We start from the raw sequence: 17,339 nt of genomic DNA on the forward strand, positions 1-17,339 counted from the left end.
AAGGGGCGTGGCCCCATCAAGCTCCAAGCGCGATCCGATCGCCGCGGCGAGGGCCAACTGGGAGCGCGCCGGGTGGGGCGACGTGTCGCAGGGCATGGTCGCGGTCACGTCGGTGATGCGCGCGCACCAAATCCTGCTGGCCCGGGTCGAGAACGCGCTGCGGCCCTACGACTTGAGCTTCTCCCGGTTCGAGTTGCTGCGGCTGCTGGCCTTCAGCCGGACCGGGGCGCTGCCGATCACCAAGGCGTCCGACCGGCTGCAGGTGCACGTGACCAGCGTGACCCACGCCATCCGCCGGCTGGAGGCCGACGGGCTCGTCCAGCGGGTGCCGCACCCCACCGACGGGCGCACCACGCTGGTGCAGATCACCGAGCTCGGGCGCTCCACCGTCGAGGACGCCACCGTCACGCTGAACGAGCAGGTGTTCGCGGACATCGGAATCCGGCCCGCCGAGGCCGAAGCGCTGGTGTCGTCCATCGACACGCTGCGGCGCAACGCGGGTGACTTCTCAGACTGACACGAGAGAAAGGCAGGACAGTGGACCCATTAGTTGCGCATCAGCGCGCCCAGGAGGCGTTCGCCGGTGTCCTCGCCCGCGTCGACCCCGACGAGTTCGGCGCCCCGACGCCCTGTTCGGAGTGGACGATCGGGGACCTGATCGACCACGTCATCGGCGGCAACGAGCGCGTCGGGCTGTGGGCGGCCAACCCCACGGAGCCGCCGGCCCGGCCCGGGGACGCCGTCGCGGCCCACCGGGCCTCCGCCCTGGCCGCCCAGGACGTCTTCGCCGGACCGGACGGAATGACCGGCATGTACAAACTGCCGTTCGGGGAAGTCCCGGGGCAGGTCTTCGTCGGGATGCGCACCTCCGACGTGCTGACCCACGCGTGGGATCTCGCCTTCGCCACCAATCAGTCCACCGATCTCGACCCGGAGCTGGCGGCCGAACAGCTGGCCGCCGTGCGCGTGTACGTCAGGCCCGAGTTCCGCGGCCCGGGCCGGCCATTCGGCCACGAGCAGTCGTGCTCGGCCGAGCGCGTACCCGCCGATCAGCTGGCGGCGTTCCTCGGCCGGAAGGTGCAGTGACGCAAAGGCTTCAGCCGTCGCGGAGCGCCTCGATCACCGCGCTGAAGTCCTTGTCCGCGTGATCTGCGGCAAACTTGGCGTAGATCTCCGCGGCGTGGGTGCCCAGCGGCGCCGCCGAACCGGTTGACGTCACCGCGTCCATCGCCAGGCCGAGATCCTTGTTCATCAGCGCGGTCGCGAAACCGGGCTTGAAGTCGTTGTTGGCCGGCGACGTGGGCACCGGCCCCGGCACCGGGCAGTTGGTGTGCACGGCCCAGCAGTTCCCGGTGGCGCCGGTGATGACGTCGAACAGGGACTGCGCCGAAAGCCCGAGCTTCTCGGCGAGCACGAACGCCTCGCCGATCACGATCTGCTGCACCGCCAGCACCATGTTGTTGCACACCTTGGCCGCCTGGCCCGCTCCGGCGGCGCCGCAGTGAATGACCTTGCCCGCCATGGGCTCCAGCACCGGCCGGGCCCGGTCCAGCGCGGCGTCGTCGCCGCCCACCATGAACGCGAGCGTCCCCGCGACGGCGCCCTTCACCCCGCCCGAAACCGGGGCGTCCAGCTGGGCCATCCCACGGGATTCCGCGAGCGCGTGCACCTCGCGGGCGTCGTTGACGGAGATCGTGGAGCTGTCGATGAACAGCGCACCGGGGCGCGCCGACGGAAGCACCTCGGCGTAGCAGCGTTTGACCAGCTCGCCGTTCGGCAGCATGGTCATGACCACGTCCGCGTCGGCCACCGCGGCGGTGGCGCTGTCGAAACCGGTGACACCGTTGGCGGTCGCGGCGGACAGCGCCGCGGGCACGGGATCGAATCCGCGGACCGCATGGTTGGCGGCAACGAGATTCGCCGCCATGGGCGCGCCCATGTTGCCCAGGCCCAGGAACGCCACCGTCAAGTGCTCAGTCATCTCCGGACCCTTCTAGGCGGTGGCTTGAGCGGCCCGGCATCGTGCTGCCTCGGCCCGGCCGATGACCACCCGCATGATCTCATTGGTACCTTCCAGGATTCGGTGCACACGCAGGTCGCGGACGATCTTCTCCAGACCATACTCGCGCAGATAGCCATAGCCGCCGTGCAGCTGCAGCGCCTTGTCGGCGACCTCGAAGCAGGTGTCGGTGACGTAGCGCTTGGCCATCGCGCACAGCTCGACCTTGTCCGGGTCGTCGGTGTCCAGCGCGTTCGCGGCCCGCCACAACATCATTCGCGAGGTCTCGAGGCCGGTCGCCATGTCGGCCAGGGCGAACCGGATGGTCGGCTCGTCGAGCAGGGGGGAGCCGAACGCCCGCCGCTCGCGCACGTAGGCACCCGCCTTGTCGAAGGCGGACTGCGCGCCACCCAGGGAGCACGCGGCGATGTTGAGCCGACCGCCGTTGAGGCCGTTCATCGCGATGCCGAAGCCGGTGCCCTCCCCGTCGGCGCCGCCGAGCATCGCGTCGGCGGGCACCCGCACGCCGTCGAAGACCACCTGGGCGGTGGGTTGGGCGTGCCAGCCCATCTTCTCCTCGTGCGCGCCGAAACTCAGCCCCTGGGTGCCCTTTTCGACGACGAACGCGGAGATGCCGCGCGGACCATCGCCGCCGGTCCTGGCCATCACCACGTAGACGTCCGAGGCCCCGGCGCCGGAGATGAACTGCTTGACGCCGTCGAGCACGTAGTCGCCACCCTGCTTGACGGCGCGGGTGCTCAGCGCGCTGGCGTCCGACCCGGCGCCCGGCTCGGTGAGGCAGTAGCTGGCGATGACGTCCATCGCGGCCAGCCGCGGCACCCAGAACTTGCGCTGTTCGGCGGTGCCGTAGCTGTCGATCATCCATGTGCACATGTTGTGGATGGATAAGAATGCCGCGATAGTCGGGCAGGCGATGGCCAGCTGCTCGAAGATGCGCACACCGTCGAGCCGGCGCAGCCCGCTGCCCCCCACGTCCTCGCTGCAGTAGATCGCCGCCATGCCGAGTTCGGCGGCCTCGCGCAGCACGTCGGTCGGGAAATGCTTGGTGGCATCCCATTCCAGGGTGTTCGGTGCGATGCGCTTGGCGGCGAACGCGGCCGCCGTCTCGGTGATGACCCGCTCGTCCTCGTTGAGGGTGAACATCGCGCCTAATTCATTGTCGGAATCACGAATTCGGCGCCGTCCTTGATGCCGGACGGCCACCGCGACGTGACGGTCTTGACCTTGGTGTAGAACTGGATCGACGCCGGGCCGTGCTGGTTGAGGTCGCCGAAGCCGGAGCGCTTCCATCCGCCGAAGGTGTGGTAGGCCACCGGGACCGGGATCGGCACGTTGACGCCGACCATGCCCACCTGCACGCGGGACACGAAGTCGCGGGCGGCGTCGCCGTCGCGGGTGAAGATCGCCACGCCGTTGCCGTACTCGTGCTCGGATGGGAGCGCGACTGCTTCCTCATAGGTCTTGGCCCTGACGATGCACAGCACGGGCCCGAAGATCTCGTCGGTGTAGATCGACATGTCGGGGGTGACGTGGTCGAACAACGTTGGGCCGATGAAGAATCCGCCCTCGAGGTTGGCGTCACCGAAGGTCAGGTCGTCGCTGGCGCGGTCCCGGCCGTCGATGACCAGTTCGGCGCCCGCCTGCACCCCCTGGCCGATGTAGTCGCGCACCCGGCTCAGTGCGGCCTCCGTGACCAGCGGTCCGTAGTCGGCCTTGGGGTCCAGGCTGTGGCCCACCCGCAGGTTGTTGATCCGGTCGATGAGCCTGGCGCGCAGTCGATTTGCGGTCTGCTCGCCGACCGGCACCGCGACGCTGATCGCCATGCACCGTTCCCCCGCGCTGCCGTACCCGGCGCCGATCAGCGCGTCGACGGCCTGGTCGAGGTCGGCGTCGGGCATCACGATCATGTGGTTCTTGGCGCCGCCGAAGCATTGCGACCGCTTGCCGGTGGCCGCGGCGGTCGCGTAGATGTACTGGGCGATGTCGGAGCTGCCGACGAAACCGACCGCCTGGATGTCCCGGTGGTGCAGGATGGCGTCGACGGCCTCCTTGTCGCCGTGCACCACCTGGAACACGCCCGGCGGCAGGCCCGCCTCTATGAAGAGCTCGGCCAGCCGCACCGGGACCGACGGGTCACGCTCGCTGGGTTTGAGGATGAACGCGTTTCCGCACGCCAGCGCCGGCCCGGCCTTCCACAGCGGGATCATGGCCGGGAAGTTGAACGGGGTGATGCCGGCGACCACGCCCAGCGGCTGGCGCAGCGAGTACACGTCGATGCCCGGCCCGGCGCCCTCGGTGTATTCCCCCTTGAGCAGATGGGGGATGCCGATCGCGAACTCGATGACCTCGATGCCGCGCTGGACGTCGCCGCGCGAGTCGGCCACCGTCTTGCCGTGCTCGAGGGACAGCAGCTCGGCCAGCTCGTCGATGTGCTCGTTGACCAGGTCGACGAACCGCATCATCACCCGGGCGCGGCGCTGCGGATTCCATGCGGCCCAACCCTTTTGGGCTTCGACGGCCGAGGCCACCGCGGCGTCGACCTCGGCCGTGCCGGCCATCGGCACCCGCGCCTGCACCTCGCCGGTGCTGGGGTTGAAGACGTCGGCGGTGCGGGTGGACTGGCCGGCGGTGCGCTTGCCGTCGATGAAGTGCGGGATCTGTGTGGTCATGGGGCCCTCGAGTGTCGTTGACGCGCTGAAGCGGATACTTGCATATCCTAGTAACCGCACTCGGGGGTTGGCAAGGCGCCTACCAGCTCGCCACGGACGCCTCGGGGTAGTTTCCGGCCGCCAGGTCCTCGAGCAGGCTTGGATGAGTGGGCTGCCAGCCGAACAGCTCGCGGGTCAGCGCGCTCGACGCCGGCTGGTCCATCGCGAAGACCGCGCCGAGGAACCCGAAGCTTTCCCCCGGGACCGACGCGGTGGGGACGTTGAGCCCGCGCCCGATGGCCTCGGCGAGCGCGCGCATCGGGTCGCCCTCGTCGGCGACGGCGTGGGCCACGGTGCCGGGCTCGGCCCGCTCGAGCACCAGGCGGAAGAGGTGGGCGGCGTCGAGGACGTGCACGGCCGGCCAGCGCTGGCTCCCGTCGCCCACGTAGCCGGAGACCCCGGTTCGGCGCGCGGCCTCGACGAGCAGCGACGCGAACCCGCATGGCCCACCGGCCCGGTGCACGGACCGCGGGAGACGGACCACCGCCGACCGGACTCCCTTGGCGGCCAGGTCCAGCGCGGCCTGCGCGTTGCGGCCGCGCCCGCCGACGGGCCCCTCGATCGACATCGAGTCGCGTTCGGTGGCAACCCGGCCCGCGATGGGGGGTGTGCCCGAGGCCATGACGAACGGCTTGCCGCTCCCGGCGAGGGCGGCGCCGAACGTCTCGACGGCGGCGCCCTCCTGGGCGACGGCCGCCTCGAAGTCGCCGAAATGCAGGAAGGCGAGGTGGATGACCGCGTCGGCCCGGGTGGCGCCCTCGGCCAGGCTCTCCGGATCGTTGAGGTCGCCGCGCAGCACCTCGGCCCCCATGGCCGCGGCCGCCCGCGCCGACGCGTCGGAACGCGCCAGTGCGAGGACCTCGTGGCCCGCGCCGATGAGCTCGGGGACGACCGCCGAGCCGACCCCGCCGGTGGCGCCCGTGACGAAAACGCGCATGAGAAACTCCTCGAGTGATGGGACTGATGTCCTATCACATTAGCAGGGTAATGGGATAAAAGTCTCATCGCTACGATGACCCCATGCCCCGATGGGAACCCGATGCGCGGCTGCGGCTGGTCGAGGCCGCTCTGCAGCTGTTTTCCGACCAGGGCTACGACAAGACCACGGTCGCGGAGATCGCCGATCGCGCCGGGCTGACGCGGAGCACGTTCTTCCGTTATTTCCCGGACAAGCGGGAGGTGCTGGCGGCCGGTCAGGAGACCCTGTCGCGGCTGCTGGTCGACGGCATCTCGTCGGCGCCGACGGGCGCCACCCCGCTGGCCGCGGTGGCCGCCGGGCTGCAGCGCGCGGCCGGTTCGATGACGCCGTTCAATCGCGAGCTCGCCCCCCGGCTGAAGGCGGTCATCGCCACCAGCACCGAGCTGCAGGAGCGCGATGCGCTCAAGCAGGTGGGCCTCGCCGCCGCCATGGCGGGCGCGTTGCGGGCACGCGGCGTGCCGGACCGGGCGGCGGCCCTGGCGGCCGAGTTGGGGGGGCTCGCATTCAAAGAGGCGTTCGCCGAATGGGTTACGGCAAAGGGCGACCAGAGCCTGGGTGAACTGGTGCGCGCCGCGCTCGACGACCTCCGCGCGGCGGCGGCCGACATCGGGTGAACATCGGCCGACGGCCGACGACATCTCGTGTAACCCGAGCTGATACTTATCGGTGAAGGAGGCACGTGGCGGCTCACAGCGAACCCGGCCCGCGTCCGCTGCGCGCGGTGCCCGATGACGGCTACCCGGACTGGGAGGCCGTCTACTCCGACAACGCGTCCTGGGTGTACCGCACCCTGTTCGCCCGGGTGGGCAACCGCGCCGACGCCGAGGACCTCACCGCGGAGGTCTTTCTGGCCGCGCTGCGGCCGCTGCGCCTGACCGCGAGCGTCGGCGAGGTGCGCGCCTACCTGCGGGCCACGGCCAGGACGGTCCTGGCCGCGCACTGGCGGGAGACCATGGGCCGGGAGATAACCTCGATCGACGACATCGAACAACCTCCCGACAGCGAGGAGGCGATCAGCACCGCGCCCCAGCGGGTGGCCAAGGTTCTCGCCCACCTGCCGGACCGCTATCGCCGGATTTTGGAAATGCGCTTTTTGCAAGGTAATTCGATCAAGGAGTCCGCCGCCGAACTGGGGATCAGCGTCGCCAACGCCAAAGTGCTCCAGCACCGGGCCCTGCGGCTGGCGGCACAGGTCAACGATGGAGGTCAGCGATGAACGCGCGGGGAATGCGCCGCTATGTCGACGACCTGCTGCGGGGCCGCCGGCCCAGGCCGTTTGCGGCCGACGACTTCGAGGCGGCTCAGATCCGGACCGCGATCGAGCTGCGGGCGGCCGGGCAGGGCTCGGATTCCGGTGCCGAGCCGCGCCCGGAGTTCCTCGCCGACCTGCACGGCCGGCTCGCCGAGCAGATGAACGGCGCGCCCGCGCCGGCGGCGACCAGGCATCCCACGACGCGCCGCATGGTGATCGTCGGCACGTCGGCCGCCGCGGCGGCCGCGGCGGCGGCGGTGTCCGTAGATCGGGCGCTGATGGCGAATCCCACCGAAAGCCCGGCCGCCGCGGGCGAACTCACGCCCAACGACGGAAGCTGGCAGCGCGTCGCGGCCAGCTCGGACGTGCCCGATGGCGTCATGCATCCGTTCGATCTGGGAACGGTGACCGGCTTCGTGCGCCGCGTCGACGGCAAGCCCGAAGCGATATCCGGCGTCTGCACCCATCAGGGGTGCAAGCTGTGGTTCGACGCGCCGGACGGGGCGCTGCGCTGCCCCTGCCACACGACGTCGTTCTCGCCCAGCGGTCAGGTGCTCGCCCACCAGCTGCCGATCTCGCCAAAGCCCCTGCCCGCGCTGATGGTTCGCGAGGTCAACGGCGTGATCGAGGTGTTCGCCCCCGCGCGCCGCGAGGTGTAACCCGCCGCCCTATCTCTGGGCATGGATATCGCCAAGCTTCGAAAACATCTGGTCGCGGTGCCGGCCGCGGGCGTGCTGTTGCTGGCCGGTTGCTCGTCGTCGCACCCGGCCGCGCAGCCGTCGGTGACCTTCGGCCCGGGGGCCGGCGGCACGCCGGGGATGACGGGCATGAGCGGGATGCCCAGCGCACCGGGCCCGACGCCGGGCCCGGCATCGGCGACGGGGTCACCGGCGGCCGCCGCGGGCGACCAGGTCAGCATCGACAACTTCGCGTTCGCACCCGCCACCCTGACCGTCAAGGCGGGCGCCACCGTCACGTGGACCAACCACGACGAGGAACCGCACACCGTGGCCGCGAGCGACGGGTCGTTTCACTCGCCCGGAATGGGCACGGGGGCAACGTATTCGCACACCTTCGACAAGGCGGGGAAGTTCGACTACGTCTGCTCGATTCATCCGATGATGCACGGCACGGTGGTGGTGACGGGATGAGCAACGACCCCAACACGATGACCCGCCGCCAGCTGATCCGGCACTCGGCGTGGTTCGGCGCCGCGGTCGGGTTCGCCGTGGTGGGCGGCGAGGTCATCTCACACGTCGCCGGCACCGCGGCCGCCGAGCGGGCAAGCGCCCGGCCGACGCTGCGATTCGCCCAGGTGAGCGACAGCCACATCGGCTTCTCCGGGCCGCCGAATCCGGACGTGGCCGGCACATTCGGCCACGCGATCGACGAGATCAACAACCTCGGCTACACACCCGATTTCGTGATCCACACCGGCGACCTCACCCACCTGTCCAGCCCGGAGCAGTTCGACCAGGTGAAGCAGATGCTGACCAAGCTGCAGACGCCGCACGTCTTCACCGTGCCCGGCGAACACGATTCGGTCGACGACGCGGGACAGAAGTACCGCAGCGTCTTCGGCGCCGGAACCCGCGGCGACGGCTGGTACAGCTTCGACATCGCCGGGGTCCACGTGATCGCCCTGGTGAACACGCTGAACCTGAAGAAGCTCGGGCATCTGGGCACCGATCAGCTGGCGTTCGTCGAGAAGGACGTCGCGGGGTTGTCGAACGACACGCCCATCATCGTGTTCAGCCACATCCCGCTGTTCGCGATGTACCCGGACTGGGGCTGGGGCACCGACGACGCCGCCCAGGCGCTGAGCTACCTGAGCCGGTTCTCGTCGGTCACCTGCCTCAACGGGCATGTGCACCAACTGTTTTCCAAGACCGAGGGCAACGTGACGTTCTACAGCGGCACGACGACCGCCTACCCGCTGCCGCACCCCGGCGACGGGCCGGCGCCCAAGCCGGTCACGCTGCCGGCCGGCAAGCTGCGCGACGTCCTGGGGATTCGCGAGGTCAACTACACCAAGGGGCAGACCGCCCTGGCACTGAAGGAGACGACGCTGCAATGAAACTTCTGCTGCGACTCGGCCTGGCCGCCGCGCTGGCCGTCAGCGCCTTCAGCCACGCCTATCTGTACATTCATGGCTACCAACACATTCCGCGGATCGGCACCGCCTTCTTGGTCCAGGCCAGCGTCTCGTTCTCGCTGGCCCTGCTGATCGCCGCGGGCGGTCCGTGGTGGCTCTCGTGGGCCGCCGCCGCGATGGCCGGCGGCTCGCTGGTGGCCTTCGTCCTGTCGAGAACCGTGGGGCTGTTCGGGTTTTCCGAGCGAGGGTGGGACCCGGCGCCCCATGCGGCGCTCACCGTGGTGGCCGAGGTGCTGTGCGTGGCGCTGTGGGCGGCCGCATTCGTCCGGTGGCCGCGCCCGAGCGCGGCGGGCCTACGCGCGAAGGCGAGTGCCGCCGCACCGTAGCCGGCAAGCGGTAGGGTAGCGACACCTCACGCGTCGAAAATTGTTGTCCCGGTGCCTCCGGGGCTGTACGAGAGGTAGATCGGATCTTGTAGGAACGGAGCGATCCCGGTATTGAAGTTGCCACCCAGCAAACTCGACACGACGGACGTCTGTTGCGAACCGGCCGTCGTCGTGTACAGCAAGGTCGCCCCGTCGGGGGTGTAGACGGAAATGGTGGTTCCGGCCGGCAGGTAACCGCCGGCATTTGGAGGGTTGAGATTGTCCGGGACGTATCCGTACAGGCCGCCTGAATCGATGAACGCGCCGGAAGTCTGTTGGAGCGCCCCGTTGTTGATACGCACGTCCAGGGTGGCGGACGGGGCGCCGGTCACGGAGCCGATGGCGGGCAACGGGTTTGTGCCGAACTCCATTACGCCCTTGGGTTCATCGATCAGCACACCCTGACCGAAACTGCCGGGCAATGCCGTCACCGGGCTGCTGCCGAGTGGTCCGGGGGGATTGACCCCGACGCCCAAGATGGCCGGCACTTGCGAAGTCGGAACCGGATTGGAAAAGAACAAGTCGATGGTTTGGGTCGCGGAAGTGGCCACGGCGACGGTGGTCGGCCGGGTCACGATTCCATTCCCGAAATTCACTGTCGTGGTGTAGGTGTTGTAGTTCACGGTCAAGGTATTGCCGGGTTCGCCGTAGACGACGCTGCCGCTCCCGGTGGGCGGGCCGAGGGTCGCCGTGTTCACGTCCTGGGGCGGGAGAATGAGCCCCCGCGACCCGGTATCGACCACCACGGACGCGGTCGGTCCGCCGCCCACCGACAGGTTCGCCACGATGTCGTTGTTTTGCACCGTGATTGGGACCGTGGCAATGCCGGGGGCGCCGGCGGCGCCGGCCGCACCGCCCAACAGGCCGCCCCGGCCGCCGGCGCCGCCAAGCGCGGCGGGCCCACCCATCCCGCCGTTCCCGCCGTTTCCCCACAGGCCGGCGGACCCGCCCGCCCCGCCGGGCGCGCCGGTGGCGGTGCTGTTGCCGCCGTTGCCGCCGTTGCCGGACAGGAATCCGCCGGCGCCGCCGGGCGTCCCCACCCCTTGGGCGTTCGTCGTCCCGTCGGCGCCGTTGCCGATCAGTGGGCGTCCGAAAAGCGCGTTCGTCGGCGCGTTGATCAGGCCCAGCAGGTCGTCCTGGAGGGTCTGCAGCGGCGAAGCATTGGCGGCGTCGGCGGCGAGGTAGGCGCCAGCACTCGCGTTGAGCGTCTGCACCAACCGGGTGTGAAATGCCGCCGCCTGAGCACCCAGCGCGTGATACCCCGAGGCATACCGGGAAAACAGGGCCGCGACGGCTTTCGACACCTCATCACCGGCCGCCGCCAGCAACCCCGTTGTGGGTGCGGCCGCCGCGGCCTGGGCGGCGCTGATCGCCGAGCCGATGCTCGCCAAACGCGTTGCCGCATCGTCCATTACATCCGGAACCGCAAGTACAAACGACATCCGACCCCCTCCGAGCAATGGCTCACACGTGAAGCGGTCGCGGCCCGACTACAGCGACAAGCGTGATAGTAGCGCCGCTGGTTGGCGAAAGTGCTTGTTTTCAAGCGTGATTCGGTCGCGCTTCAGGAGGCGGTGGAATCCATTTTCCGCATGCGCCGCAGCGTGAGCCTGGCGGCCTGCGCCGACACGGCCGGGGAGAGGCGCTCCAGATACCACAGCGCCCTCCACCAGGCCGGCACGATGATGATCGCGTCCCCGCGCGCCACGGCACGAAGGACACGTTCGGCGAACCGTTCCGGCGCCATCGGCCGCATCGGCTCCCAGAATTTGAGCAGCGCCTCGTCGCCGGCGCCGGTCTTGGTCATCCGTCCGTACACGCCGCCGGTGAGGATCGGCGTCCGGATCGCCCCGGGGCACAGCACCGACACCGCGACGCCGTGGCGCCCGGCCTCCAGTCGCAACGCGCGCGACAGCGCGACGACGGCGTGTTTGGCGGCGGTGTAGCTGACGGCGCCGGGGGAGGCGAGCAGGCCGGCCATCGAGGCGGTGTTCACGATGTGGCCCGAGCGCTGCCGGATCATGATCGGGTACACCGCCTGGATGCCGTGCGCCACGCCGTGCAGGTTGACGTCGAACACGTCGTTCCAGTCCTCGAGCGCGTAGGAGTCGACCTCGCCGCCCACGCCGATGCCGGCGTTGTTGAACAGGTAGTCGATCCGCCCGGATTGGCGCACCGCCTCGGCGACGGCGCTCTCGAACGCCGGGTAGTCGCGCACATCGAGTTCGATCGCGTGCGCCTTCGCGTTACCGCTGCCCAGGCGTTCCGCCAGCTCCTGTGCCGGCCCGAGCTGGCGATCGGCGATCCAGACCTCGGCGCCCTCGTCGACCCGCCTGGTCGCCAGCGCCGCGCCGATTCCGGACGCGCCGCCGGTGACGAATGCGATCTTGCCCAGAAAGCTCGACGCCATGGGCGAGAGAATACTCGCCTATCTGTCGCGCAACCCGGCGACGAAAGCCTGGGTCTCCTCCCAGGTGGGCAGGAGGCCGGACGCCCGCACTTCCTCGAAGCTGGGCGCCGCGGCGTCGCGGTCGGACAGCGTGGGGGTGGCGCCGTCGACCAGCGGCCAGTCGATGGCCAGCTCCGGATCCGTCGCGCAGATGGTGTGCTCGCGGTGCGGGTTGTATTCCGACGAGCACAGATACATGATCGTCGAATTGTCTTGCAGCGCAAGGAAACCGTGGCCCAGTCCCTCGGAGATGTAGACCGTGCGGCGGTCCTCGTCGTCGAGCAATACGGAGTCCCACTGGCCGAATGTCGGGGAGCCGATGCGGGTGTCGACCACGACGTCGAAGACCGAACCCGACACGCAGGTCACGTATTTCGCCTGGCTCGGGGGCACCTGCGCGAAGTGCACGCCGCGCAGCACGCCGGCCGAGGACACCGAGCAGTTGGCCTGCCGGACGTCGAGCCGATGGCCGGCGAACTCGGTGAACGCGCGGTCGGTGAGCCATTCGAAGAACAGGCCACGGGAATCGCCGTGGATGGTCGGGGTGATCTCCCAGGCGCCGGGGACTTTGAGCTCGCGCACCGCCATGTCACTGACCCCGTTCTTCGTAGCGGCCCTCGGTGGCGTCCTTGAGGGGTCGCCACCACGACTCGTTGGCGCGATACCAGTCGATGGTGGCGCGCAGCCCTTCCTCGAAGTTGGCATGCTTTGGCGTCCAACCCAATTCGTTGTACAGCGACGTCGGGTCGATCGCGTACCGCAGGTCGTGGCCGACGCGGTCGGTGACGTGGTCGAAGTCGTCGGGGTCGCGTCCCAGCGCCTGCAGGATCGCGCGCATGACCGTCAGGTTGTCGCGCTCGCCCTCGGCGGCGATGAGGTAGGTCCGGCCGTTCTCACCCTTTTCCAGGATCCGCCGGACGGCGCTGTTGTGGTCGTCGACGTGGATCCAGTCCCGAACGTTGGTGCCCGCGCCGTACAGCTTGGGGCGGCGCCCGGTGAGCACGTTGGTGATCTGGCGCGGGATGAACTTCTCGACGTGCTGATACGGCCCGTAGTTGTTCGAGCAGTTGGAGATCGTCGCGCGCACGCCGTAGGACCGCACCCAGGCCCGGACCAGCAGGTCGCTGGCGGCCTTGGTCGCCGAGTACGGGCTCGACGGGTTGTAGGGCGTCGACTCGGTGAACCGGCTGGGCTCGTCGAGCTCCAGGTCGCCGTAGACCTCGTCGGTGGAGACGTGGTGCAGCCGGACGTCGTGCCGTCGCACGGCCTGCAGGATCGCGAAGGTCCCGACCACGTTGGTCTGCAGCGTCGTCCACGGGTCTTCCAGGGAGTTGTCGACGTGGGTCTCCGCGGCGAAGTGCACGACCGCGTCGGACTCGGCGACCAGCGCGGCGACCAGCGCGGCATCTGCGATGTCGCCCTTCACCACCGTGATGGCGTCCTCGATGTCGGCCAGCGACTCGCGCCGCCCGGCGTAGGTGAAGGCGTCGAGCACCGTCACGGCGTCCTCGGGGTGCTCGCGCACCGTGCTGTGCACGAAATTCGCGCCGATGAAGCCGGCTCCACCGGTGACCAGCAGTCGCATGGTCACCCACCCTAACCGAGCCGGGTGATCAGTTTGGGGGAGTTAGTCCCAACGGGCCGGCCAGCTCGCGCAGCGCCGACACCAGCGCCTCCTCGTTCGGCGCGCCGAGCACCTGGATCGCCACGTGGTCGGCGCCGGCCTCGCAATGTTCACCGAGGCGCCGCGCGATTGCCTCCGGGGTGCCGTAGGCCACCACCGCGTCGATCAGCCGGTCGCTGCCGGGCCTGCGCACGTCGTCCGGGGTGAATCCGAGCCGCAGCCAGTTGTTGACGTAGTTGCTCAGCCTCAGATAGCGCTCGGCCGTCTGCCGGCCGATCGCGCGGGCCTCGTCGGGGTCGGTGGTGAGTACCACCTTGTGCTCGGGCGCCAGGAACACCGAGTTGCCGACCTGTTCGCGCGCCTTGGCCGTGTGTTCCGGCGTGGTCAGGTACGGGTGGGCGCCGGCGCTGCGTTCGGCGGCCAGCCGCAACACGCGCGGCCCCAGTGCCGCGAGCACCCGCCGGCTGGTGGGCACCAGCGCGGCGTCGAGCGCGTCGAGGTAGCCGACCAGGGCGTCGTAGGGCTTGGTGTACTCCTCGGTGCTCTCGCGGTGACCCACCCCGACGCCGAGCAGAAACCGCCCCGGGTGGGCGCTTTCGATGCGCGCGAAGGATTCGGCGACCTCCGGCGCCGGCGCGGACCAGATGTTCACGATTCCCGTCGCCAGCTGCAGTGACGTGGTCTGCGCCAGGGCCGGGTCGACCCAGGCCAGGTCCGCGTCCGGCGAGCCGCCGACCCAGAGAGCGCCGTAGCCGAGCGACTCGATCTTTGCGGCCAGTTCGGGCGTGATCGACCGGGTGGGCAGCCACACCCCGAACCGCCCCAAATCGGGTTTCAGCGCCACTGCCTCGGTCATCGTCTCCCCCTCGATGTCTGTCAGCTCAGTCCGAGCGGCCCCGCCAATTCGGCCAGCGCCGAGACCAGGTTTTCATCCTTGGTCAGGACCTGCACGGGGACGTGGTCGGCGCCCGCGTCGAGGTGCTGTTTGAGCCGCGCGGCGATCTGCTCGGGCGTGCCGTAGGCGACCACCGAGTCGACCAGGCGGTCGCTGCCCGGGCGGGTGACCTCGTCGTCGGCGAAGCCCAGCCGCTTCCAGTTGTTGCGGTAATTGGCCAGGTTGAAGTAGATGTCGAGCGCCCGCCGGCCCACCGCGCGGGCCCGGTCGGCGTCGGTGGTGAGCACCACCTTGTGTTCGGGCGCCAAAAACGCCGACGCGCCGATCAGCTCGCGGGCCTGCGCGGTGTGCTCGGGCGTGGTGAGGTAAGGGTGGGCGCCGGCGGCGCGTTCGGCCGACAGCTTCAGCACCCGCGGACCCAGGGCCGCCACCACGCGCCGGTGGGCCGGCACACCATACTCGTCGAGCTGGTCCAGGTAACCCACCAGCGCGGCAAGCGCATCAGCGGGTTTGCGGTACTCGGTGTGCGCCTCGGGGTGGCCGACGCCGATGCCCAACAGGAAGCGGCCGGGATAGGCCTTGTCGATGCGGTGGAACGACTCGGCCACCGGCCCCGCGGCCGCCGTCCAGATGTTCACGATGCCGGTGGCCACCTGCAACGTCGTCGTGGCCTCGAGGAGGGGCTCCACCCAGGCCAGCTCGGCGGGCGGGGAACCGCCCACCCAGACGGCGCCGTAGCCCAGGGATTCGATTTCTTTGGCTTGCTGGGGCGTCACGCCGCGTCCGAACGATCCGAACCGGCCGAGATTGGGTTTACTGGGAGCGGAGTCGGTCATGGTTTTCCCAACCCGCCCGCCGCCCCGCCCTATTCCTTGCCGGATGCGCGGCTTGCCCGCGTGTCTGATTCGCGCGGTCGGGCAAATCCCGGTGCAATTCCCGCCGACCCCGCACAGCAGACCCGCCGAACACCTGCCACCATGGTCGGGGGCGCGTTATGGTGCTGAAACGGTGCTCCGGGAGGCGTTCTGCAAGAAATTTCGTTCGGGCGCTACCAGCTCATCGAAGTGCTGGGTCGTGGCGGCATGGGCTTGGTGTGGCGGGCTTACGACACCGTCATCGACCGGATTGTCGCGCTCAAAATATTGTCCGCCGACATTTCCCGCGATGAGGTCTTTCAGCATCGGTTCCGGCGCGAGGCCCATGCGGTTGCGCAACTGAACAGTCCGCACATCGTCCCGATCCACACCCACGGGGAGGTCGAAGGACGGCTGTTCCTGGACATGCGGCTGGTCGAGGGCCGAGACCTGCAGTCCGTCTTGGACAGCGGGCCGCTGACGCCGGCCCGGGCGGTGCACGTCATCGAGCAGATCGCCAAGGGACTGAATGCGGCCCACAGGGTGGGGCTGTTGCACCGCGACGTGAAACCGTCGAACATCCTGCTCGACGACGAGGACTATGCCTACCTGATCGATTTCGGGCTCGTCCGCACCGCCGACGAGCGGGGTTTGACGACGACGGGCGGCATGGTGGGGACTTTCCGCTACATGGCCCCGGAACGGTTCCAAACCGAAGACACCGGCGCCCCTGCGGTTGACGCCCGCTCGGATGTTTACGCGTTGGCCTGCGTTCTGTATGAGTGCTTGACCGCGGAGCACGCAATCGGGGGCTATACCCTGGAGCAACAGATCGGCAACCACGTGGTCGCCCCGCCGCCACGGCCGTCGGACTCCAACCCGGCGCTGCCGCGAGGCTTCGACGCGGTTATCGCCAAGGGCATGGCCAAGAGGCCGAGCGACCGCTACGACACCGCGCCGGAGCTGGCGGCAGCCGCCCGCGAGGCCCTCACCACGCCGAGCTCGCCGCCCCCGGTTGAGCCACTCGCGGCCCCGCACAACGCAGCCACTAAAAACAGTGAAAACCCCGAAAACATTGAAAACCCCGCCAACCCCGTCGACCGGCCGTCCCCGACGAGCGCACCTGCGGCGTCTTCGCGGGTCGCGCCGTCTCGCCCGTGGTGGGTGCGCAGATCTGTGCGCATCTCGGTAGCCGCCCTGCTCGCCGTCGTTGCCGTGGTGGTTGCTCTGGTTGCCGTCAGCGAGCGCGGTGGCGGCCCCCTGGAGACGGCCTTGCCCTTCAGCGGCCTGCGTGAGCCCGAAGGCGTCACGGTGGATCGTGGCGGCACCGTGTTCGTCGCCGACACGCTGCACAACCGGGTGCTGGGCTTGACCGCGGGTTCGAAGGAGCAGACCTTGCTGCCGTTCGAAAACCTGAGCTTTCCGACCGGTGTGACAACGGACGACACCGGCGCCGTGTACGTCAACGACGCCGGAAACAAGCGGGTGGTGGTGCTCGCCGCCGGCTCGAAGAAACAATTTCAGCTGCCGTTCAACGACCTCGGCAACCCGACCGGCCTGACCGTGGACCGCGCCCACACCGTCTACGTCACCGACACCCAAAAGAATCGGGTAGTTGCCCTTCCCGCCCACTCGACCACGGAAACCGTCCTACCCTTCACCGGTCTCAACGCTCCCACCGGTTTGGTGGTAGCCGACAACGGAACGATCTATGTAGCCGACGGCGGGAACAACAGGGTCCTGGCACTGGCCCGCGGCTCGACCGTCCAAAGCACGTTGCCCTTCACCGGCCTCTCCACTCCCGGCGGGGTGACGGTGGACACTCACGGTGCGGTGTACGTCACCGACAGTGCGCACAATCGGGCCCTGAAGCTTCCGCCGGGCTCGAGCGAGCAAGTCATCCTGCCGTTCGCCAGCCTGGACTATCCCTGGGGGCTCGCGGTTGGCGTCGACGGCACGGTCTACGTGGCCGGCCACAACAACAAGATCGTGGCGCTGCCGCAGCGATAGGGAATGGTCGTCCCCAACCCGCGCCGCG

General features: G+C 69.3%; 19 protein-coding genes. 9 read left to right on the top strand and 10 right to left on the bottom strand.

Features of this window, described 5'->3' with window-relative positions:
• The first annotated feature begins 7 nt into the window (after window positions 1-7).
• The gene (locus A5705_RS11660) at window positions 8-517 is read left to right on the top strand and encodes a MarR family winged helix-turn-helix transcriptional regulator (protein ID WP_067873463.1); all 510 of its coding nucleotides are present in this window, start codon (window positions 8-10) and stop codon (window positions 515-517) included.
• A 20-nt stretch (window positions 518-537) separates the two neighbouring features.
• Window positions 538-1,086, top strand: coding sequence for a TIGR03086 family metal-binding protein (locus tag A5705_RS11665; RefSeq protein WP_068277589.1), 549 nt, complete (start codon window positions 538-540; stop codon window positions 1,084-1,086).
• Between the two features lie 10 nt (window positions 1,087-1,096).
• On the opposite strand, the gene mmsB is transcribed toward A5705_RS11665, so the two are convergent.
• From mmsB to A5705_RS11685, 4 genes are all read right to left on the bottom strand, one after another.
• Window positions 1,097-1,981: a 3-hydroxyisobutyrate dehydrogenase gene (gene mmsB, locus A5705_RS11670; RefSeq protein WP_068277593.1), complete on the bottom strand. Its 885-nt coding sequence runs from the start codon at window positions 1,979-1,981 to the stop codon at window positions 1,097-1,099.
• 12 nt (window positions 1,982-1,993) lie between these two features.
• Window positions 1,994-3,163, bottom strand: a complete 1,170-nt coding sequence (locus A5705_RS11675; protein WP_067873472.1) for an acyl-CoA dehydrogenase family protein — start codon at window positions 3,161-3,163, stop codon at window positions 1,994-1,996.
• Between the two features lie 5 nt (window positions 3,164-3,168).
• Entirely contained in the window at window positions 3,169-4,689 is a 1,521-nt protein-coding gene (locus A5705_RS11680) for a CoA-acylating methylmalonate-semialdehyde dehydrogenase (RefSeq protein WP_068277596.1), read from the bottom strand.
• Between the two features lie 79 nt (window positions 4,690-4,768).
• On the bottom strand, window positions 4,769-5,665 hold the full coding sequence (locus A5705_RS11685; RefSeq protein WP_068277599.1) for an SDR family oxidoreductase: 897 nt from the start codon (window positions 5,663-5,665) through the stop codon (window positions 4,769-4,771).
• 83 nt (window positions 5,666-5,748) lie between these two features.
• Here A5705_RS11685 and A5705_RS11690 point away from each other — a divergent pair, with 83 nt between their 5' ends.
• The 6 genes from A5705_RS11690 (at window position 5,749) to A5705_RS11715 (ending at window position 9,440) form a co-directional block, all read left to right on the top strand.
• Window positions 5,749-6,321, top strand: a complete 573-nt coding sequence (locus A5705_RS11690) for a TetR/AcrR family transcriptional regulator (RefSeq protein WP_067873482.1) — start codon at window positions 5,749-5,751, stop codon at window positions 6,319-6,321.
• A 65-nt stretch (window positions 6,322-6,386) separates the two neighbouring features.
• Window positions 6,387-6,923 (top strand): RNA polymerase sigma factor, encoded by a 537-nt coding sequence (locus tag A5705_RS11695; protein WP_067873485.1) that lies wholly within the window; start codon window positions 6,387-6,389, stop codon window positions 6,921-6,923.
• Window positions 6,920-7,618 carry a Rieske (2Fe-2S) protein gene (locus A5705_RS11700; protein ID WP_067873489.1) on the top strand — a complete coding sequence of 233 codons (699 nt, stop codon included), beginning with the start codon at window positions 6,920-6,922 and terminating at the stop codon, window positions 7,616-7,618. The genes A5705_RS11695 and A5705_RS11700 overlap by 4 nt, the downstream gene beginning before the upstream one ends.
• Before the next feature lie 15 nt (window positions 7,619-7,633).
• Complete coding sequence (locus tag A5705_RS11705; protein WP_067873491.1) at window positions 7,634-8,110, top strand: cupredoxin family copper-binding protein; 477 nt, start codon at window positions 7,634-7,636, stop codon at window positions 8,108-8,110.
• A complete protein-coding gene (locus tag A5705_RS11710) occupies window positions 8,107-9,036 on the top strand; it encodes a metallophosphoesterase (RefSeq protein WP_067873494.1) in 930 nt (309 codons plus the stop codon). Before A5705_RS11705 ends, A5705_RS11710 begins: the two co-directional genes overlap by 4 nt.
• A complete protein-coding gene (locus A5705_RS11715; protein WP_067873497.1) occupies window positions 9,033-9,440 on the top strand; it encodes a hypothetical protein in 408 nt (135 codons plus the stop codon). Before A5705_RS11710 ends, A5705_RS11715 begins: the two co-directional genes overlap by 4 nt.
• 26 nt (window positions 9,441-9,466) lie before the next feature.
• Here A5705_RS11715 and A5705_RS11720 read toward each other — a convergent pair whose 3' ends face one another.
• The 6 genes from A5705_RS11720 to A5705_RS11745 form a co-directional block, all read right to left on the bottom strand.
• Window positions 9,467-10,921 (bottom strand): PecA family PE domain-processing aspartic protease, encoded by a 1,455-nt coding sequence (locus A5705_RS11720; protein WP_067873499.1) that lies wholly within the window; start codon window positions 10,919-10,921, stop codon window positions 9,467-9,469.
• Window positions 10,922-11,043: 122 nt separating this feature from the next.
• Window positions 11,044-11,889 (bottom strand): SDR family oxidoreductase, encoded by an 846-nt coding sequence (locus tag A5705_RS11725; protein WP_068277601.1) that lies wholly within the window; start codon window positions 11,887-11,889, stop codon window positions 11,044-11,046.
• A gap of 18 nt (window positions 11,890-11,907) precedes the next feature.
• Complete coding sequence (rfbC, locus tag A5705_RS11730) at window positions 11,908-12,516, bottom strand: dTDP-4-dehydrorhamnose 3,5-epimerase (RefSeq protein WP_067873509.1); 609 nt, start codon at window positions 12,514-12,516, stop codon at window positions 11,908-11,910.
• Between the two features lies 1 nt (window position 12,517).
• Entirely contained in the window at window positions 12,518-13,513 is a 996-nt protein-coding gene (rfbB, locus tag A5705_RS11735; RefSeq protein ID WP_067873792.1) for a dTDP-glucose 4,6-dehydratase, read from the bottom strand.
• A gap of 28 nt (window positions 13,514-13,541) precedes the next feature.
• Entirely contained in the window at window positions 13,542-14,408 is an 867-nt protein-coding gene (locus A5705_RS11740; protein ID WP_067873510.1) for an LLM class F420-dependent oxidoreductase, read from the bottom strand.
• Window positions 14,409-14,428: 20 nt separating this feature from the next.
• Window positions 14,429-15,283 (bottom strand): LLM class F420-dependent oxidoreductase, encoded by an 855-nt coding sequence (locus A5705_RS11745; RefSeq protein WP_067873513.1) that lies wholly within the window; start codon window positions 15,281-15,283, stop codon window positions 14,429-14,431.
• A gap of 222 nt (window positions 15,284-15,505) precedes the next feature.
• On the opposite strand from A5705_RS11745, the gene A5705_RS11750 reads away from it, so the two are divergent.
• Window positions 15,506-17,311, top strand: a complete 1,806-nt coding sequence (locus tag A5705_RS11750; protein ID WP_255400359.1) for a serine/threonine-protein kinase PknD — start codon at window positions 15,506-15,508, stop codon at window positions 17,309-17,311.
• The last annotated feature ends 28 nt before the right edge of the window (window positions 17,312-17,339 follow it).

Source organism: Mycobacterium sp. E787, assembly GCF_001668725.1.
In the GTDB taxonomy this organism is placed as follows: Bacteria; Actinomycetota; Actinomycetes; order Mycobacteriales; family Mycobacteriaceae; genus Mycobacterium.